Origin of the sequence: Brevibacterium mcbrellneri ATCC 49030 (genome assembly GCF_000178455.1) — a bacterium.
Taxonomy (GTDB): Bacteria; Actinomycetota; Actinomycetes; order Actinomycetales; family Brevibacteriaceae; genus Brevibacterium; species Brevibacterium mcbrellneri.
This window is the reverse complement of sequence record NZ_ADNU01000065.1, coordinates 18,244-36,222: the sequence shown is the minus strand read 5'-3', so window position 1 is coordinate 36,222 and position 17,979 is coordinate 18,244. Positions and strand designations below refer to the sequence as shown.

At 58.5% G+C, this 17,979-nt stretch carries 18 protein-coding genes and 1 pseudogene; 5 read left to right on the top strand and 14 right to left on the bottom strand.

Going from position 1 to position 17,979, the window contains the following annotated elements:
- Together HMPREF0183_RS13080 and HMPREF0183_RS09935 are read left to right on the top strand one after the other, a co-directional pair.
- A pseudogene (locus HMPREF0183_RS13080) lies at nt 1-201 on the top strand (hypothetical protein); the annotation flags it as partial.
- 177 nt (nt 202-378) lie between these two features.
- Nucleotides 379-1,296 carry a Gfo/Idh/MocA family protein gene (locus HMPREF0183_RS09935; RefSeq protein ID WP_005885660.1) on the top strand — a complete coding sequence of 306 codons (918 nt, stop codon included), beginning with the start codon at nt 379-381 and terminating at the stop codon, nt 1,294-1,296.
- Nucleotides 1,297-1,298: 2 nt separating this feature from the next.
- On the opposite strand, the gene HMPREF0183_RS09930 is transcribed toward HMPREF0183_RS09935, so the two are convergent.
- On the bottom strand, nt 1,299-1,661 hold the full coding sequence (locus HMPREF0183_RS09930; protein WP_005885658.1) for a VOC family protein: 363 nt from the start codon (nt 1,659-1,661) through the stop codon (nt 1,299-1,301).
- Between the two features lie 213 nt (nt 1,662-1,874).
- Between HMPREF0183_RS09930 and HMPREF0183_RS13545 the strand changes: the two genes are divergently transcribed.
- Complete coding sequence (locus tag HMPREF0183_RS13545; RefSeq protein ID WP_156798239.1) at nt 1,875-2,138, top strand: alkaline phosphatase family protein; 264 nt, start codon at nt 1,875-1,877, stop codon at nt 2,136-2,138.
- Nucleotides 2,139-2,442: 304 nt separating this feature from the next.
- On the opposite strand, the gene HMPREF0183_RS09925 is transcribed toward HMPREF0183_RS13545, so the two are convergent.
- A complete protein-coding gene (locus tag HMPREF0183_RS09925) occupies nt 2,443-3,273 on the bottom strand; it encodes a TSUP family transporter (protein ID WP_005885655.1) in 831 nt (276 codons plus the stop codon).
- Nucleotides 3,274-3,275: 2 nt separating this feature from the next.
- Nucleotides 3,276-5,105: a proline--tRNA ligase gene (locus HMPREF0183_RS09920; RefSeq protein WP_005885653.1), complete on the bottom strand. Its 1,830-nt coding sequence runs from the start codon at nt 5,103-5,105 to the stop codon at nt 3,276-3,278.
- A gap of 84 nt (nt 5,106-5,189) precedes the next feature.
- Here HMPREF0183_RS09920 and HMPREF0183_RS09915 point away from each other — a divergent pair, with 84 nt between their 5' ends.
- Nucleotides 5,190-5,582, top strand: a complete 393-nt coding sequence (locus HMPREF0183_RS09915) for an RNA-binding S4 domain-containing protein (protein ID WP_040348949.1) — start codon at nt 5,190-5,192, stop codon at nt 5,580-5,582.
- Nucleotides 5,583-5,605: 23 nt separating this feature from the next.
- On the opposite strand, the gene HMPREF0183_RS09910 is transcribed toward HMPREF0183_RS09915, so the two are convergent.
- The 5 genes from HMPREF0183_RS09910 to dxr all read right to left on the bottom strand — a co-directional run bounded on the left by HMPREF0183_RS09910 (nt 5,606) and on the right by dxr (nt 11,557).
- Nucleotides 5,606-6,592 (bottom strand): cytochrome b/b6 domain-containing protein, encoded by a 987-nt coding sequence (locus HMPREF0183_RS09910; RefSeq protein WP_040348946.1) that lies wholly within the window; start codon nt 6,590-6,592, stop codon nt 5,606-5,608.
- Between the two features lie 186 nt (nt 6,593-6,778).
- Nucleotides 6,779-7,570: a GNAT family N-acetyltransferase gene (locus HMPREF0183_RS09905; protein WP_005885646.1), complete on the bottom strand. Its 792-nt coding sequence runs from the start codon at nt 7,568-7,570 to the stop codon at nt 6,779-6,781.
- Nucleotides 7,571-7,608: 38 nt separating this feature from the next.
- Nucleotides 7,609-8,754 carry a flavodoxin-dependent (E)-4-hydroxy-3-methylbut-2-enyl-diphosphate synthase gene (ispG, locus tag HMPREF0183_RS09900; RefSeq protein ID WP_005885644.1) on the bottom strand — a complete coding sequence of 382 codons (1,146 nt, stop codon included), beginning with the start codon at nt 8,752-8,754 and terminating at the stop codon, nt 7,609-7,611.
- Between the two features lie 95 nt (nt 8,755-8,849).
- Nucleotides 8,850-10,361, bottom strand: coding sequence for a M50 family metallopeptidase (locus tag HMPREF0183_RS09895; RefSeq protein WP_005885642.1), 1,512 nt, complete (start codon nt 10,359-10,361; stop codon nt 8,850-8,852).
- Nucleotides 10,358-11,557: a 1-deoxy-D-xylulose-5-phosphate reductoisomerase gene (gene dxr / locus HMPREF0183_RS09890; protein ID WP_005885640.1), complete on the bottom strand. Its 1,200-nt coding sequence runs from the start codon at nt 11,555-11,557 to the stop codon at nt 10,358-10,360. Before dxr ends, HMPREF0183_RS09895 begins: the two co-directional genes overlap by 4 nt.
- Before the next feature lie 153 nt (nt 11,558-11,710).
- On the opposite strand from dxr, the gene HMPREF0183_RS09885 reads away from it, so the two are divergent.
- Nucleotides 11,711-12,904, top strand: a complete 1,194-nt coding sequence (locus HMPREF0183_RS09885; protein WP_040348945.1) for an acyl-CoA dehydrogenase family protein — start codon at nt 11,711-11,713, stop codon at nt 12,902-12,904.
- Between the two features lie 101 nt (nt 12,905-13,005).
- On the opposite strand, the gene HMPREF0183_RS09880 is transcribed toward HMPREF0183_RS09885, so the two are convergent.
- The 6 genes from HMPREF0183_RS09880 to pyrH all read right to left on the bottom strand — a co-directional run bounded on the left by HMPREF0183_RS09880 (nt 13,006) and on the right by pyrH (nt 17,911).
- Nucleotides 13,006-13,623, bottom strand: a complete 618-nt coding sequence (locus tag HMPREF0183_RS09880) for an AMP-binding protein (protein WP_156798238.1) — start codon at nt 13,621-13,623, stop codon at nt 13,006-13,008.
- Nucleotides 13,616-14,173 carry a DivIVA domain-containing protein gene (locus tag HMPREF0183_RS09875; protein ID WP_005885635.1) on the bottom strand — a complete coding sequence of 186 codons (558 nt, stop codon included), beginning with the start codon at nt 14,171-14,173 and terminating at the stop codon, nt 13,616-13,618. The genes HMPREF0183_RS09880 and HMPREF0183_RS09875 overlap by 8 nt, the downstream gene beginning before the upstream one ends.
- A 9-nt stretch (nt 14,174-14,182) precedes the next feature.
- Entirely contained in the window at nt 14,183-15,508 is a 1,326-nt protein-coding gene (gene rlmN / locus HMPREF0183_RS09870; protein ID WP_005885633.1) for a 23S rRNA (adenine(2503)-C(2))-methyltransferase RlmN, read from the bottom strand.
- Between the two features lie 59 nt (nt 15,509-15,567).
- The gene (locus HMPREF0183_RS09865; RefSeq protein WP_245527156.1) at nt 15,568-16,536 is read right to left on the bottom strand and encodes a phosphatidate cytidylyltransferase; all 969 of its coding nucleotides are present in this window, start codon (nt 16,534-16,536) and stop codon (nt 15,568-15,570) included.
- Entirely contained in the window at nt 16,526-17,047 is a 522-nt protein-coding gene (gene frr / locus HMPREF0183_RS09860; protein WP_425358132.1) for a ribosome recycling factor, read from the bottom strand. Before frr ends, HMPREF0183_RS09865 begins: the two co-directional genes overlap by 11 nt.
- Nucleotides 17,048-17,158: 111 nt before the next feature.
- Nucleotides 17,159-17,911, bottom strand: coding sequence for a UMP kinase (gene pyrH, locus HMPREF0183_RS09855; RefSeq protein ID WP_005885628.1), 753 nt, complete (start codon nt 17,909-17,911; stop codon nt 17,159-17,161).
- Between the last annotated feature and the right edge of the window lie 68 nt (nt 17,912-17,979).

The following is a 17,979-nucleotide window of genomic DNA, read 5'->3' as shown; positions in this document are numbered from 1 at the left end:
CCGTCTACCGGACCAAGACCTTTCCAGTCCGGACCGAGGCCGGATTTGAATGTTGACGAAATGGCCCGCATGTGCCCGAAGTCCGAGAATGTTGCCGCCCGGGAGCTGTGGATAGCACACAAGACTCTGCTGGCGGAGCCCCCAACCATCCAGCTCGTGGGGGAGCTCGTGGGAGACCTTGTGTCTCGAGTGCGCAGGTGAGCTCTCCACTCCCCCTGCGTGTTGGCCTGCTGGGATATGGCTGGGTGAATCGAGAGGTCTGGGAACCCCGTCTCGCTCAGCATCCGGCGGCCCGAGTAGTGGCGCGCTACGCCCCGGCCGGGGTGGCCGGGGCGGCTGGACCGCCTGTCCAGCATTGAGGATTTCTGGGCCACCCCTATGGACATCGTGATCGTTGGAACCCCAAGCCATACCCCCTGCCATCTCGCCAGAGAGGCGGCACGCCGCGGCTGCTCTGATTTACTAGAGAAGCCCTCCTGTCTCGCCATTGCGGAGTATGACTCCGTCATAGAGCAGATGTCCTCCGACGCCGTGCTCATGACCGCGATATCGGCTGTGTTTCGCGCCGATGTGCGCCTGCTGGTGGACAGCATCGGACCTGGCCCATTCGACATCGGAGCTAGCTGGTGGCGCCGAGAGGGCGTGCCCGGTGTAAATAGCTGGTTCACCGACCGGAAATTTGCCGGTGGAGGAGCACTACTAGATCTGGGCTGGCACCTTGCTGATGTCGCGTACGCAATGTTTACTGCTTCAATGACCGGAGTGACAAGCGAGCTGACGCCAATGGCAAATCTCAGCGCCTCGGCGCGGTGGCGTCGCAGTACAGACATGGCGACGGCGTCGTCCGCGCGTGATGTCGAGGTGGCGGGTAGGCTGACAGTCCACTTTGCCGATGGAAGCGTTCTTCGCATCTCGACGGCCTGGGCGTCCGAAGTAACTTATGACTGCACCCGCATCCGAATCGCAACACCGCAACGGTCCGCGGACCTACAAACCACCTTCGGATTCAGTCCAAACAGAGAATCAGCACCACGACTGGTTCTCGCAGATGGGACCGCTTCGACGGTCCACTCTTTCGAGAACCAAACCGGTTCCGAGTACACCGAGCAGGTCAACGCCATGATCACAGCGGTCTATCAAGCGCGACAAGGGGTGCCCCGGCCGTTCGGCTGGACCCACAACGCGAGGGTAGTAATGAACTTCAGGAGCAAACCTATGTTGCAGCGGGAGCCCCGCTGCAACATAGGAACGGAGAACATCTCCTTAATGGGCGGGCAGCCTGCTCCTAGTCCATAACTTCAGGAAACCTTAAAATGAGGGTTCTCAATGAGTCCAAGCTTGGAACCGTCCGGCAAGCGGACCACAGCAACACGGATCCCGTCGCCAACCTCCGAAACGTCATCCACCGACGAAACGCCGCTGGCGATGAGGCGCTCGTGGCAGTCTTCAATATCATCCACGCCCCAGTAAACAACAGGACCACCGTTCACATCACCATCGGGGTCCAACGCCAACTCATAGCCTCCCACCTCGAAGCCGACATAGAACGGCTGGTCAAAGTAGGGATCCATGCCAAGCAACTCCGACCAGCAAGCTTTACTCGCTGCGAGATCGTCGGTTGGATATACGACTGTGCGGAGTCCGTTGAGAGTGATCGCCATATCCCTAGCATCCCATACACCGCTTGGAATGGCGAGCGGAACGTGACAGGACTCATCATCCAGAACTACCTCATCGCAAGGTATTGCGACCAACCAGGGGGGGGATCGGAGTATGATGTCCAGACAGTCAGTTTTCGACCACTGATAGTACCAACGGGTATTCGGGGGCAGGCATGACGAACCAGAGCACTCGCGCGCTAATTCTCGGCATCGATGGGGGAAGCCTCGATTTCGTTGAGAGGGGGCGTAGCTGCTGGGCGCCTTCCAAACCTGGCCCGTCTCCTTAGCACTTCCACGTACGGGGAGAGCGCAACCACGTGGCCAGCGCACACAGCCCCCGGTTGGGCATCCTTCATGACCGCTCGCCAGCCCGGAGGCATGGCATTTATCAGTTCTTCGACACGCAAGACCCCGGTTACGGTGACCGTCTTCTGGAAACACCCGACTTCGGCTGCGACACGATCTGGGAGTGGTTGAACGCACAAGGCTTAACAGTCGGTCTCATCAATGTTCCGATGTCTCACCCACCTCGCGGCCTCGATGGCTATGAGCTGACCTGGCCACTACGTAAGACCCTCCGTTTTTCGCACCCCCAACCATGCCGGGCGATGAGTGTGCTCGTCACTTCCAACGTCAAGTCCAAACTGGGCAGGCAACTTCTTGGCACCAACACATTTCGGCTAGTGAGTTCAAGACCAGACGGCGCAAAGCGAGCGAAACTGCGCATTATATTGCGCAGTTTCGCTCGCTTTGCGCCGTTTCGCCCGGACGTTTGAAGCCGTTACAGGTTTTCGCGGATCATGTCGAAACCCAGTTTGAGCACCAGGGCGCTCACCACAACTACGAACACCACGCGCACAAACTTTGATCCTTTTGAAATCGCGAGTTTGGCACCAAAGAACCCGCCGATCACGTTCCCCACAGCCACTGCGAGCCCAGCTTTCCACACAACGAAGCCAGCAGGCACGAAGAACAGCAGCGACCCAAAGTTGGTGGCCCAGTTCATCACCTTTGCGCTCGCTGAAGCCTGCAAGAAACTAAAGCCCACAACCGCGACAAGACCAATGACCAAGAACGAACCCGTCCCGGGCCCCAGTGCGCCGTCGTACATGCCCACCAGCAAACCAATGAGCCACGACACCCCGTGATGCATACGCGGACGCTCACTAAACCGTAAACGCGCCTCAGTACCCAAAGACGGTTTGGCCAGCGTAAAAACACCCACCCCAATGAGCACGACAAGAATGATGGGGGTAAACGCTTTTTCAGGTATCTGTGAAGCAACCAGAGCGCCCATCACGGCACCGATCAACGCGAAAATCGCGCCGGGAACAGTGACCGACTTGTCGACCTTTACCTTGGCTAAGTACGTGGTGGCAGACACAGTCGTGCCACAGATCGAACCAATCTTATTGGTGGCGACAGCCTGGATCGGCGTCATGCCTGGCACCAGCAAAAGCGCAGGCAACTGGATCAGGCCACCGCCACCTACAACAGCGTCGATCCAGCCAGCCAAAGCGCTTGCCAACACCAGGAGAAGAATCGTGGTGATGTCTAAATCAACATGTGCGACAGCAAGAGCTTCAGGCTGACTGAGGATCGCGGTCAACATTCTTACTGTTCAAGCAATTCGATGTTGTTAATCGCATCCAGCTTCTCCGCGATAGCGTCAACGATCTTCTGACCGGCGGTGTCAACGGGCAGGTTGGTGGTTTCGCCAGTAGCACGGTCACGCAGTTCAACCACACCGTCCTTGAGCCCCCGGCCCACCACGACGATCGTGGGCATACCCAAGAGTTCAGCATCACCGAACTTCATACCAGGGCTCACCTTTGGCCGGTCATCCAACAGGACCGTGTAACCGGCCTTCTCGACTTCTGCTGTGAGCTCTTCAGCCACGTCAAAGACCTGTGCGTCTTTTCCTGTCGCAACAATGTGAACATCGGCAGGCGCCAAGTTAGCTGGCCACACCAAGCCCTTGTCGTCGGCGTGCTCTTCAGCAATGCAGGCCAGAACACGCGACACACCAATTCCGTATGAACCCATCGTGACTACGCGAGCTTTTCCGTTTTCATCCAAAACAGAGAGTCCCAGGGCCTCGGCGTAGCGGGTTCCAAGCTTGAAGATCTGACCAATTTCGACACCGCGCGCCAACTGAAGTTCACCTGAGCCGTCGGGGGCAGGGTCACCGGCGACGACCTCGGCGGCCTCAATGAACTCATCACCCACAAAGTCACGGCCCACAACCAAACCAAACACGTGCTTATCGACTTCGTTTGCACCCGTAACCCAGCGAGTGCCCTTGACCACGCGCGGGTCCAGGAGGTAGCGAATCTTGATGGAGCCTTCCAGACCCAGAACCGCCTGATCCAGGCTGATTCCTGGACCAATGAAACCTTTCACCAGCTCAGGGTGCTTTTCCAGGTCCTCATCCGTTGCCGGTTCCAGATCGACTTCGCCAGCTCCCAGCATGCCGGTTCCAGCGGCACGTCCCAGATCGACTTCACGGTCGCCGGGCAAACCGATGACAACCACTTCGCGCTCACCATCCGGGTGAACCACTGTGCACACGACGTTCTTCAGTGTGTCGGCCGCGGTCCACGGGCGGTCTTCACGCGGGTGGTGCGTGTTAGCAAAGTCCACCAGAGTAGCGATCGTGGTGGTTCCAGGGCTGTGCACCACTTGGGCCGCTGGGGCGTCGGAGTAGTCCAGTTCCTCAGGCACAACCGTGGTGACAGCCTCGACGTTTGCGGCGTATCCGCCGTCGGTACGTACGTAGGTGTCTTCACCCACCTCGGATGGGTACAGGAATTCGTGGGTACCGGAACCACCCATAGCGCCGGGGGTGGCTTCCACCATGACGAACGGCAACTGCAGGCGGTTGTACACGTTGATGTAGGCCTTGCGCATTTTTTCGTACGCAGCGTCCAGCCCCGCGTCGTCGGTGTCAAAGGAGTACGCGTCTTTCATGATGAACTCGCGCCCACGCAACAGACCTGCACGTGGCCTGGCTTCATCGCGGTACTTGGTCTGGATCTGGTACAGGCTGGCTGGCAAGTCTTTGTATGACGAATACAAGTCCTTGACCAGAAGCGTGAAGACTTCTTCGTGGGTGGGCGCTAGAAGGTAGTCGGCCTTCTTGCGGTCTTGAAGGCGGAAAATACCTTCACCAAAAGCTTCCCAGCGACCCGACTTTTCATATGGTTCAGCAGGCAAAAGCGCAGGGAAGTGAACTTCCTGCGAGCCGGCCTTGCTCATTTCATCGCGAACAATAGCTTCGACTTTGTCCAACACCCGCAAGCCCAACGGCAACCATGTGTAGATTCCTGGAGCTGAACGGCGAATGTAGGACGCACGGTGCAACAGCTTGTGGCTCTTGACGTCTGCGTCTGCGGGCTCTTCTTTGAGAGTGCGCACAAAAAGCGTGGACATCCGCAAGGGCATAGATCTTACTCCTGATTCAACTCATTGACTGGCCAAAACCGGGCCTGGGCACAGATTACCACCTGGTGTTCTATGCTCGAATGCATGATTGAGCCCACGTTTGACTCTCACGGTTCGCAGCGCATCGACTCGTGGCTGTGGGCAGTGCGCATTTTTAAGACCCGCACCCTGTCTGCTTCTGTCATCAAGGGTGGTCACGTGCGGGTTGACGGCGAAAAAGTCAAAGCGTCATACAAGGTCAAAATTGGCGACGAAGTCCACATCCGCCGCCACGGAATTGACCGGATTCTGGTGGTGCAAGGGTTTTTAGCTACCCGAGGTCCCGCCTCGGTTGCGCGCGTATGTTACGTGGACAACTCCCCCGAACCCAGCCCGCTTCTACGTGCCCCCGTCCCGCGGCGCGACAAGGGCACGGGCCGGCCCACGAAAAAGGACCGCCGCGCACTGGATAAGTTACGCGGACGGTCCTCCTTCTAAGCCAGGCTCCCGGCTCCTCGCTCTTAGCGGGTCGTTACGTTTCCGAACTTGCCGGCTACTGGGGCCATGAAGATTGGGCGGATCACTACCCATGCAGCCGCCATGACGACGAGTGCAACCAGGAACAAGATCAGACCCAGAATTGGTTTGTCTGGTGCGGCAGCAAACATGTGGCTCAGGTTTGCGAACGGCCCCTTGCCTGCTGCAATCGCGGTTGCGAACACCAGGAACACGTGAACTGCGGTGAATGCAACAAAGTAGATCATGACTGGGAAGTGGATCTTCGCTGCGTGTTCAACACGGTACACGTCGTTGAACTTACCCTTAATAGGCCACACTTCTGACATGCGCAGACCGGTGATCATGGCCAGCGGGGCAGCAATGAACACGGTGGTGAAGTAGGCCAGCTGCTGCAGACCGTTGTAGTTAACCCAGCCGTTCTCCACTGGCCAGTTCATGGAAGCGTACTGCAGGGCAACAGACAGCGCGTTCGGGAACACTTCCCAGCTGGTGGGGACGATACGCATCCACTGGCCGGTCACGAACAGCAGAATAAAGAAGATCACACCGTTGAGCACCCACAGCGTGTCGAACGAGAAGTGAATGAGGTGGTTCATCGAGATCTTCTTGGGTTCGCCCTTGGTCTTGATGAACTTGGTGTTGTCGCGTGTCCAGAACGAGTCTGGTTTAGGCGTGGTGCGAATGAGCCAACCCGAACGCACGATCAGCAGCATGAAGAACATGTTGAGGAAGTGCTGCCAGTTCAACCATGCGGGGAACCCTACTGGCGCGCCTTCTGGAAGTTCGTACTCACCTGGGTACTTCTCAATGAAAGCTGCAACAGAGTCGAGGCTCCGCAACCAGTTGGCGATCAGTACCACGATGACAATCGCGACAATTGCCACGCCTGCCCAGATTGCGGGCTTGATCAGGGACTTGGGATCAAAGGAAGCGCCTTTCTTCCCCTTCTTTCCCTTCTTCTTTTTCTTCTTCTTATTCGAAGTTGCCATCATCATATTTAACGTCCGTATGTTCAGGGAGGCATGCGCGCCTCGACCGACAGGTACCGGCCAAAGGCCGAATTCAAACACCTCAATGCTAGATCATTCTGAGATTTTCATGTGCATTGGCCCACCTTATGTGACAGCGTGAGCGGTCTCGTCCCGCTCATTGAACCGCCTCAGGGTGGCCCGGTGTCAGTACATGACTGTGGCGAATTCGCCTATTTGGCGGTAGCCCGCGCGCGCATACGCGCCCAGTGCCGAGGTGTTAAATGAGTTGACGTACAGACTCACCGTAGGTGCGTACGCAAGGGCGTGTCGTGTCACGGAAACCATGGCTCGGCTGGCGATACCTTGGCCGCGGTAGGAGGGGTGGACCCACACGCCTTGTACTTGAACGGCTCGACTGGAGATGATGCCTAGGTCGGCTTTGAAGATCACTGTGTCAGCGTCGGTGAGCACCAGCGTGTGGCCACCGGACAAGAGTGATCGCACGCGCGCCCGGTACCCGGAAGGGTTCGGGCGTTCAGGTGAGAATCCCACTTCTTCAGTGAACATTGCCACGGATGCCGCGTACACCTGTTCATAGTCTTCAGCCATAGCGACTCGGACAGGGATTTCGTCAACTGCCGGCCGCTCACAAGCCACGAGCAGTGGTTGGTGCGGACGGATGCCCCGCGGTGGCCCCCATGTCAGCCTGCGGTACACATCCAATACCGGGGCCCGGTGCCCTACTACGGAACACGTGTAACGACCTCGGCGGTTTAGGACCGCAGCTACATCAGCGGTTCCGTTAAGTGACGGAGTGAGCGGGGTGACGGAATATCCAATCCAAAACGCTGACTCTGGTGTCAGCGCACTCCCCTGTTCGCTGTGGACGCCCCACATGACTCCGGAAGGTGCGTCAATTTGGGCGGTTCCAGCACCGTCAACCAGTCGTTGAATGGTGATGGTGCCTGCGGGATCACCCGCACATACGCCCTGCACCCACGGTGTGTGATGGTGAAGCAGGGGCGCTAGCCGGATCAACCGACGACAACCTCTGCTTCGCCGGACGGGTCGCCATTTTCTTCAGCGATACGCAGGGCTTCTTCGATCAGGGTTTCCACGATCTTGGATTCGGGCACAGTCTTGATGACTTCACCCTTGACGAAGATCTGGCCCTTGCCGTTTCCAGATGCGACACCCAGGTCGGCTTCGCGAGCTTCGCCGGGTCCGTTGACAACGCACCCCATGACGGCCACACGTAGCGGGACGTCCAGGCCTTTGAGACCTTCAGTGACTTTGTCGGCAAGTTCGTACACATCAACCTGTGCGCGCCCACATGACGGGCACGACACAATTTCCAGCTTGCGCTGTTTGAGGTTGAGCGACTGCAGGATCTGGGTTCCCACCTTGACTTCTTCAACCGGCGGGGCAGACAGCGACACGCGAATCGTGTCACCGATCCCTTCTGACAAAAGCGCCCCAAACGCGGTCGCAGACTTAATGGTCCCCTGGAAGGCTGGGCCGGCTTCGGTCACGCCGAGGTGGAGCGGCCAGTCGCCGCGTTCGGCAAGTTGGCGGTAGGCCTCCACCATGATGACGGGGTCGTGGTGTTTGACGGAGATTTTGAAGTCGTGGAAGTCGTGTTCTTCGAACAGCGAGGCTTCCCATACGGCCGATTCGACCAGGGCTTCAGGTGTGGCTTTTCCGAACTTCTGCATGATGCGCTTGTCCAGTGACCCGGCGTTGACACCAATGCGGATCGAGGTGCCGTGGTCCTTAGCGGCCTGGGCAATTTCTTTGACCTGGTCGTCAAACTTGCGGATGTTTCCGGGGTTCACACGCACTGCTGCGCAGCCGGCTTCGATAGCTGCGTACACGTACTTGGGCTGGAAGTGGATGTCAGCGATGACAGGGATTTGTGACTTCTGGGCGATTGCTGGCAGGGCTTCAGCGTCGTCGGCACTTGGGCAGGCCACGCGCACAATGTCGCACCCGGCGGCGGTAAGTTCAGCGATCTGTTGGAGCGTGCCGTTGATGTCCGTGGTTTTGGTGGTTGTCATGGACTGCACACTCACGGGATAATCTGATCCCACACCCACACTTCCAACTTTGATTTGGCGGGTTTTGCGCCGAGGCGCCAAAACAGTGGGAGTCGATGGCATTCCAAGATTTACGGCAGGCATTCTTTCCCTTCCACGCGGTATGAGTTCATTCTATGCGTTCGTGAGCGCGATGTGTGCTGGGCCTTGTTCGATGTGTGGTTCGATGTGCGCTGGACCTATCCGCCAAACAGATCGCGTAGCGTGATCGGATTGAACAGGTCCACATAGAGCAACAGGAATGTCATGACCAGCATGACTCCCACGACCCCGTAGGTGAGCGGTAGCAAACGGGCGGTGTCGAACGGGCCAACGATGCCACGACCTCGGGCCAGGTTGATTCGCCGGCGAGCGCCTTCATACAGCGCGACCGCAATGTGGCCGCCGTCCAGGGGCAGCAATGGCACCAGGTTGAAGGCGAACAGGAAGAAGTTCAAGGAGGCTACGAGGCTCAAGCCCAGTTGAACTTTGTCAACGACATCGAACAGATCAGTGGACACGATTTCGCCAGCCACGCGCCCGATTCCCACAACACCGATTGGCCCGTCAGCAGGCCGGTCTCCCCCGCTGATGGCGATCTGACCGATCTCGACCAAGCGCTGCGGCAAGTGGAACAGCGCGCTGAAGGTCTGAGTGATCGAGGACCATACCGTGGCGGGGAATTCGCTTACCGGGATGGGGTTGAGTTCTTGTGTGGGTGAGACTCCCAGGAACCCGGCTTGTTCGGTTTCCGGGGTGCCGTCGGAGTTGACGATGGGGGCGCCGTCTTCGTCGGTTTTGGGCCGTTCCGAGGTGATAATCGGCACGTCCTTGGTGATCACCTGGCCGTCGCGCTCCAGTTTAATGGGCACAGTGGTTCCGGCGGCTGCGCGGATCTGTTCGGTCATGTGATCCCAGGACTCAACCGGGGTTCCCCCGATTTCGAGGATTCTGTCGCCGGGTTTGATACCGGTTTCCCACGCTGGGGTGAGCTGGTCTTTAGGTGTGCAGTCGTCGTTTCCTGCCGCTTGGCGGGCTTGAGCTTCTGAGGCGGGGACGGCACATTCGACCACGGTCGCAACGGTGGTGGAAGGGCCAGGCACCCCGATTCCTAAAAGCACGAGCGCCAGGATTGCGATTCCCAACAGCAGGTTCATGAACGGCCCGCCGAACATCACCACCAGGCGTTTTGGCAGGTTCAGCGCGTAGAACGTGCGGTGTTCTTCACCTGGTGCGATCCCCCGGTTGGAAAAATCGCGGGCGTCGGCCAGGGTGTTTTCAAACAGGCGCCCCTTCCGAGGTGTCCCGTCCTCCCGCGTGTCGGTCACCACGGGTTGTTGGGGGTCGGTGTGGTCCTGGGCCTGCGAATGAGCCAGCTCCTGGTTTGCGTGCCGTTTCTTGGCTGCTTCACGCACGATCCCTTGAACGGTTTTTTCGTTTGGCACGTCTTGTGCGCGCGTGTGCGTGGCTTCTTTGGGCGGGTACATTCCCGGCATCGCGATGAACCCGCCCAAGGGCAAGAGTTTGATTCCGTAGCGAGTTTCGCCGCGTTTGAACGACACCAGGGTTGGGCCAAACCCAATCATGTAGTCGGTGACTTTGACGCCGAACTTCTTGGCAGGCACCAAGTGGCCAATTTCATGGAGTCCGATCGACAGGCCAATTGCGGCCAAGAACAGGATGACTCCCAGAATGTACAGCAGGACTGTCATGCGTTCACCCATTCGTGTGCCCAGGTGCGGGCGTGTGCGTCAGCTTCCAAAACTTGTTCAAGTGTAAGGCCACCGGTGACGTTATTTTCTACGTTCAGCTGGTCGGCCTTGTCCAAGGCTGCGGCCAGGCCGTCACTGATTGCGGTGAAGGTGATGTGGCCGTCGTGGAACGCGTCCACGAAAACTTCGTTGCTGGCGTTGTACCACGCGGGGTGCACTCCCCCGGCTCGCCCTGCCCGGGCCGCCAACCTCAAGGCTGGGAACGCATTGTGGTCCACCGGTTCAAAGGTCCACGTCACGGGTTGTGACCAGTCGTTTGGCGTAGTGGCTGCTGGAATGTGCTCTTCATATCCCAAGGCGTACGCGATCGGAAGTTTCATGTCCGGTGGCGACACTTGCGCCAGCGTGGAGCCGTCCACAAACTGCACCATGGAATGAATGTTGCTCTGCGGGTGAACCACGACGTCGATCCGGTCATAATGCACGTCAAACAGCAGGTGCGCTTCAATCACTTCGAGCCCCTTGTTCACCAGGCTCGCGGAGTTTGTGGTGATCACCCGACCCATGTCCCACGTTGGGTGTTTAAGAGCCTGTTGCGGGGTCACACGCTCTAACTGTTCGCGGGTCATGCCTCGGAAAGGTCCGCCCGAGGCGGTTAAGACTAACCTGTCGACCTCGCGGTGAGTGCCCGCGCGCAAGGCTTGCCACAAGGCCGAGTGTTCCGAGTCGACGGGAAGAAGGCGAGCGCCCGTTGAGGCTGCCAGGTCAGTGATCATGGTGCCCCCGATGATGAGAGACTCCTTGTTCGCTAAGGCCGTGTCTGTTCCGGCCTGCAAGCTGGCGTGGGTTGCGGTCAGTCCGGCCGCTCCCGTGATCGCGTTGAGCACCGTGTCGGTGGGCATGGCTGCGATCCTTGCCGCCGCCTCGGGACCGCACACAATCTCACGCACCGGGTTCGGTTTACCTGCTTCGCTGGCAGCTGCGTCTACAGCGGAGGCAACTACCGCCTCGGCGTGGGCAGCACACCCAATGACAGGAACCCCGAACTCAACAGCCTGACGGGCCAACAACTCAACGTTGGCGCCCGCAGACAGCGCAGACACACGAAAACGGTCAGGATGAGCAGAAATCAGCTCTAACGCCTGCGTTCCGATCGAACCAGTAGAACCTAGAATCGCGATTTGTCGAACAGCCACCAGACAATCTTGACACGGTAACTGCAGAAGACGCTGAGCCAGCCTTGGCACCTCGGGTCGGTTTTAGTGACACGGAACACGCAATGTACAGTGCAGATAGACGTTTCAGATACGCATTCGCACAAACACATCATCGGAAACAAGGAGACAAACGTGGCAAAGACGCAAACGCCGGACGAAATCCTGCAAATCGACTCGGTTTTTAGCAAAGAAGACCTCGAATGGGCCGGCGTGGTTCGCAAGTGGGCCGATGACAACCTGCGCGACAAGATCGGCGACTGGTACTTAGAAGGCACTATCCCTGCTCGTGAACTCGCCAAGGAACTGGGACAGCTGGGCGTTCTGGGAATGCACTTGGAAGGCTACGGATGTGCAGGGTCCAGCGCGACCCAGTACGGTCTGGCGTGCCGTGAACTCGAAGCTGTGGACTCCGGGCTGCGTTCACTGGTGTCCGTGCAGGGGTCGCTTGCGATGTTCGCGATCCACCACTGGGGTTCAGAAGAACAGAAGAACGAATGGCTGCCACGCATGGCACAGGGTGAAGCTATTGGGTGCTTTGGTCTGACCGAACCCGACGTGGGATCCGACCCGTCCAACATGCGAACTGTGGCAAAGCGCGACGGTGACGACTGGGTGCTCAACGGTGCAAAGATGTGGATCACCAACTCCCCTGTTGCCGATGTCGCCGTTGTGTGGGCCAAGACCGACGAAGAAGACGACAAGGGTCGCCCCGTGATCCGCGGTTTCGTAGTTCCGACCGACACACCTGGTGTTGAGTGCCCCAAGGTTCAGCGCAAGCTGTCGCTGCGCGCTTCCATCACGGGTGAAATCGTGCTGGACAACGTGCGCCTCCCAGCTGACGCCATGATGCCTAAGGCAAAGGGTCTGCGTGGGCCGCTCACGTGCTTGTCTGAGGCTCGTTTTGGGATTGTGTTTGGTGCTACGGGTGCTGCTCGTGACGCGCTTGAGCAGGCGCTCATGTACACCGGTTCACGCATCCAGTTCGACAAGCCACTCGCGGCATTCCAGATCACGCAGCAGAAGCTGGCAAAGGCATTTGGCCAGTACTCGCAGATCACCCTGCTGGCCGCTCACCTGGGCAAGCTCAAGGACACCACGGGTGTTCGTCCTGAGCAGATCAGCCTGGGCAAGATGGTCACAGCTGACACCGCGATGAACATCTGCCGTGACTTACGTGCACTGTTCGGTGGATCGGGTATCACCAGCGAATACTCGCCACTGCGCCACGCCATCAACCTGGAAACCGTTCTCACGTACGAAGGAACCCACGAGGTTCACCAGCTCACGTTGGGACGTTCGCTCACCGGCATCAACGCGTTCGCGTAAAGCGGCACGTATAGGTCACCTAAAGTGAAGTGGCTGGGAACGGTTGAGCTGTTCCTGGCCACTTTCGCGTTTTGGCTTCACGTTTTAGAGTGGCTCGTTGCCTAAGCGTAAGTTGCTATTGCTTCCAAGGCGGTCAGGCGTTGAGTGTTGGGAGCGTTGGGGCACTGAACCACCGCATCGGGGCGAAGCTCCACCACAGCGGCCGACTCAACGCGCGCGTCACGCACAACCGTGTCTAGAACAAACTCGTTACCTTCAAACAGGGCAACAGCGCCCTCAAAATGACTGGGCAACGCTTTGACTGGTTTAGAAAACGCCTGGTGAGCACCTCGTTCACTGGGACTCTGAGCTGGAGTCTCCCCCGCCACAACCCGAACAGAGGCACCTGGGTCCGCGGGCGCCACGCACGCGCCCACACGCCACGCGCCCAACCTCACCAAGTGGGCAGTCAGCGGGGACACGTCAGACGCAACGGAAACGCACGTCCCTTCGCCCACATCCATGAGGCGCAAAACACCGGCGAACTTAGCGGAACGGTCTAACACCTCGGCGAAGGTGAGCTCCACCAGCTCCCCAAAACAGTTGCGGTCGCGCACAAACACGTCATCAGCGCGCCCCATCGCAACGGGAAAATCCAACAGTTCATACACCGGGTTCATGAGCCCCGGATGGCCCTCCCCGCGCACGCCGGGCCGGGCAAACCAGTGGATATCAGTCAACCGAGGCCATCACTTCAACAACACGGTCAATAAACGCATCAACCTGGTCTTCGTTGTAAGCCTTCTTACCCTTGCGGATCTTAAACAGGACGCGACGAACCTCGTCAACGCTCATCGCCAAGCCATCGGTGAAGTAGGCGTTAATCTTGTCGCACATTTTGTCGACTTCTTCAATGTCGTAGCCAATGGTGCCACGCTCAGCCAAGTTAAAACGCTCGCCCGGCTCACGGCTCAAACGCCCCCGCAGGGAGCCAGCCGCACGGGTGAGCTCATCAACCCAGGCCTGCTCACCAGATGTGGTAATTAACTGTTCACGGCTACGCTTAGCGAACGCGTCCTCCAAACGGTCAAGGGCTGCGTCGACAACCCCCACGTGGTAGCCGCCACGCTTTAAATCAAAACCGACCGTGCGCACCGCGCGCGCATCCAGGTCACCGGGCTGAGGAGTTTCGCGCTCATAGCTTTCGCGGGCGCGCTTGAAGAAGCTGTCGACCTGAGCAGGGTCATAACCGTTCTTCCACCCTGACATCTTGGGGAAGTTCTGTTCCAAAGCGTCTCCTTAGTCCTCATCCTCAGCAGCCAGCTGACCACATGCGCCGTCGATGTCTTTACCGCGTGTGTCTCGAATTGTTGTCGGAACCCCCGCCTTGACGAGCCTGCGCACGAACTCAGCGGCGACCTCGGGCTCGGAAGCCGTCCACACGGAACCCGGCGTGGGATTCAGCGGAATGGGGTTCACGTGAACCCAGCCACGGCCTCGGGCGTTGAGCTTCTTAGCCAGGAGCTCGGCACGCCACGCGTGGTCGTTCATGTCCTTAATGAGCGCGTATTCGATCGACACGCGCCGGCCGGTGGTTTTGTAGTAGTCATATGCGGCGTCGATCGCTTCGTCTGCGTTCCACCGCGTGTTGACCGGGATCATTTCGTCGCGCAGGTCGTCATCCGGTGCGTGGAGGCTCAGCGCGAAGGTGACCGGGATGTTTTCCGCGGCGAGTTTCTTGATTCCCGGCACCAAACCCACGGTGGACACGGTGATGCGGCGCGGCGACATGCCCAGGCCGGCCGGTGCGGGGGTGGTGAAGCGGCGTACAGCGTTCATGACGCGCTTGTAGTTGGCCAGTGGTTCGCCCATTCCCATGAACACCACGTTGGTCACGCGGTCGTGTACCCCGGCCGAGGTGGTTGCGGAGGTTTCGGGAGTGCCGGCGGCTTGCAAGGTGGCTGAGTTGTCGGAGGCGTCGGCTTCAGAGCCGACTTCCGCCGCCTCTTCGCCAAGGTAGTTAGTAGTTGCCCCGGCGGTGGGGGCCAGTTCACCGGCTGCGATTACGCGATTGGCTTGGATGACTTGGTCGACGATTTCGGCCGTTGACATGTTGCGGGTGAGGCCCTGTTGGCCGGTTGCACAGAATGGGCAATTCATTCCGCAACCACACTGGGAGGACACGCACAAGGTGATGCGGTTGCGGTAACGCATGAGCACGGATTCGACCATGGCACCGTCGAAAAGTCGCCACAGGAACTTAATCGTGTCGCCGTCTTCTGTGCGTAGGCGCCTCACTTCTGTGAGCAGTGGTGGGAAGAACTCTGCGGCGAGTTCTTCACGCTGATCAGCCGGCAAATCTGTCATGTCAGCTGGGTCAGTGGTGTTGTGTACGTAGTAGTGGGTGGCTAGCTGCTTAGCTCGGAACCCGGGAAGCCCTTTGTCTTTTACAGCTTGCGTCAGTTCCTCAAGCGACAGGTCTGCTAAGTGCTGAGGGGGTTGCTTTACCCGAGGCGAACGGAAGTTCAGGAGCGGACGACCGTCCCGCATGGGTGTTTTCGAGGTCGTTCCGTCCTCATGTTCGACAACTGGGCGTACCTGACGAGGTGTTAAATTCTGGGCCATGGCCCTCCCAGTATCGCACGAATCAGCTCAGACAAACACTTCACGTGTTGCGCGGTTGCTTAGAGAACGAGGCCCGGCATGAAGTGAAACAGGGCAAGGGCCACGGGCGCGGTGGGAAGGATCGAGTCCAGTCGGTCCATGACTCCCCCGTGCCCCGGTAGCAGGGTGCCCATGTCTTTCAGGCCAAGGTCACGTTTGATCATGGATTCGGAGAAGTCGCCCAGCGTGGCGAAAGCGGGGATAACGATTCCTAAAACAAGTCCGGTCCACCACGGAGCACCGAACGCCAGCACCACCATGCAGATGCCCACAACAGTGGAGAACAGTGCCGAACCAGCGAACCCTTCCCATGACTTCTTAGGCGAAATGCTTGGCGCAATGGGGTGTTTGCCCCACAGAACACCAAAGGTGTAACCGCCCGTGTCACTAGCAACCACCATGGCAAGGAAGGTGATTACCAGCATGTTGCCCATGGGGAAGGACAGCATGTAGGCGATAAAAGAACCCATGAGTCCCACATACGTGAGGGCGAAGATGCTCAAGCACACATCTTTCACCGGATTGAGTCGGTGACGGCGAATCTGGTTGTAGATGAGGATGAACCCGCACCCTAAACTGAACGCCACCCAGAGTGCTTCACGCCCCAAGAAGTAGGCGGCAAGAATCATGGTTCCGGCCGAAATCATGGTGGGCACACGCGCCACTTTAGAACCGGACCGGCTCAGCGCATTGGACAGTTCCCACGTCGCTGCCATGACACCGACCAGCGCCACAATCAAAAACAGCTCAGGGATGAATACCAGGCTGGCAAGAACAGCACCGCCCAACACCAGGCCAACTGCGATAGCCGCAGGCAGGTTACGTCCGGCGCGTCCGTAGTCCTGTTTAGGCGGTTGGGGTGCCTGCGGGTTGGGTTCAGCCCCCTGCGGGTTTGCCTGCCGCGTTGCTTCAGTGTTTTGGGACATTGAAGATGCGCCAGTCGAAGCGTTCGACTGGCGCTCGTCGTAGGACGACAAATCAGACTTCAAGCAGCTCTTTTTCTTTAGCGGCCAGAAGCGAGTCGATTTCGTCAACCTTCTTCTTGGTGATTTCGTCGAGTTCACCAAGAGCGTGCTTGACTTCGTCTTCTCCAGCTTCGCCGTCCTTCTGGATGCGTTCCAGCTGCTCTTTGGCCTTACGGCGCACGTTGCGTACTGAGATGCGACCCTCTTCAGCGTCACCCTTAACGATCTTGACGTACTCCTTACGGCGCTCTTCGGTGAGTTCCGGGAGAGTCACGCGGATAACGTTTCCGTCGTTAGCGGGGTTGGCACCGATGTCGGAGTTACGCAGGGCGTTCTCGATGTCTGTCAGAGCACCTCGGTCATATGGGGTGATGAGAATGGTGCGCGCTTCAGGCACCTGGAACGAGGCCAGCTGCTGCATAGGTGTGGGAGTTCCGTAGTACTCCACGGGAATGTTGGCAAACAGGCCGGGGTTCGCACGGCCGGTACGCACGTTGCCGAAAGCGGACTGGGTGGCTTCGATAGCACCGTCCATTTTGGCGCTGGCTTCTTTAAGAATTCCGTTGATCACTGTCTTCTCCTTGGGACGTTATGTCTAATCCTACCTGGGCGAATCGGGGCGGCTCGCGTTAAGCGCTGACCTGCTTTAAGCGCTGACGACCGTGCCGATATCTTCACCCATGATCGCCCGGCGCAAATTCCCGTCGCCTTCCATGCCAAACACACGCATGGGAAGGGCGTTGTCCATGCACAAGCTGAACGCGGTCGCGTCAACGACCTTGAGACCTCGGGTCAGTGCGTCTTGGAACGTGATGTGGTCGAGTTTGGTTGCCGACGGGTCCTTCTTTGGGTCCGCGGTGTACACGCCGTCCACGCCGTTTTTGGCGATAAGAACTTCGTCGGCGTGAATCTCGAGTGCGCGCTGTGCCGCCACGGTGTCGGTTGAGAAAAACGGCAGTCCAGCACCCGCGCCAAAAATCACCACGCGGTCTTTTTCCATGTGTCGCATGGCGCGACGTGGAATGTACGACTCAGCCACCTGGCTCATAGGGATCGCGGTCTGGACGCGCGTATCCAAGCCCTGCTGTTCCAAGAAGTCCTGCAGAGCAAGGCAGTTCATCACAGTGCCCAGCATGCCCATGTAGTCCGCACGAGTACGGTCCATTCCACGTTGCTGCAGTTCCGCCCCGCGGAAGAAATTGCCGCCACCTACGACGATACTGATTTCCACCTCGGGCACGGTGGGCACAATTTGCTTAGCGATTGAGGCAACTATATCCGGGTTCACCCCGACGGATCCCCCACCGAAAACTTCACCTGACAGTTTCAGAAGCACTCGCCTGCGATCAGTACGAACCGGATGCATTGCGTGGCTAGAAAAATGAACAGGCGATTCCATGGGATCCTCACGTCAGAACTTGCGGGCCACCTCTAATACTAACGTTCGCCAGCGGTCTTTGTGTAAGC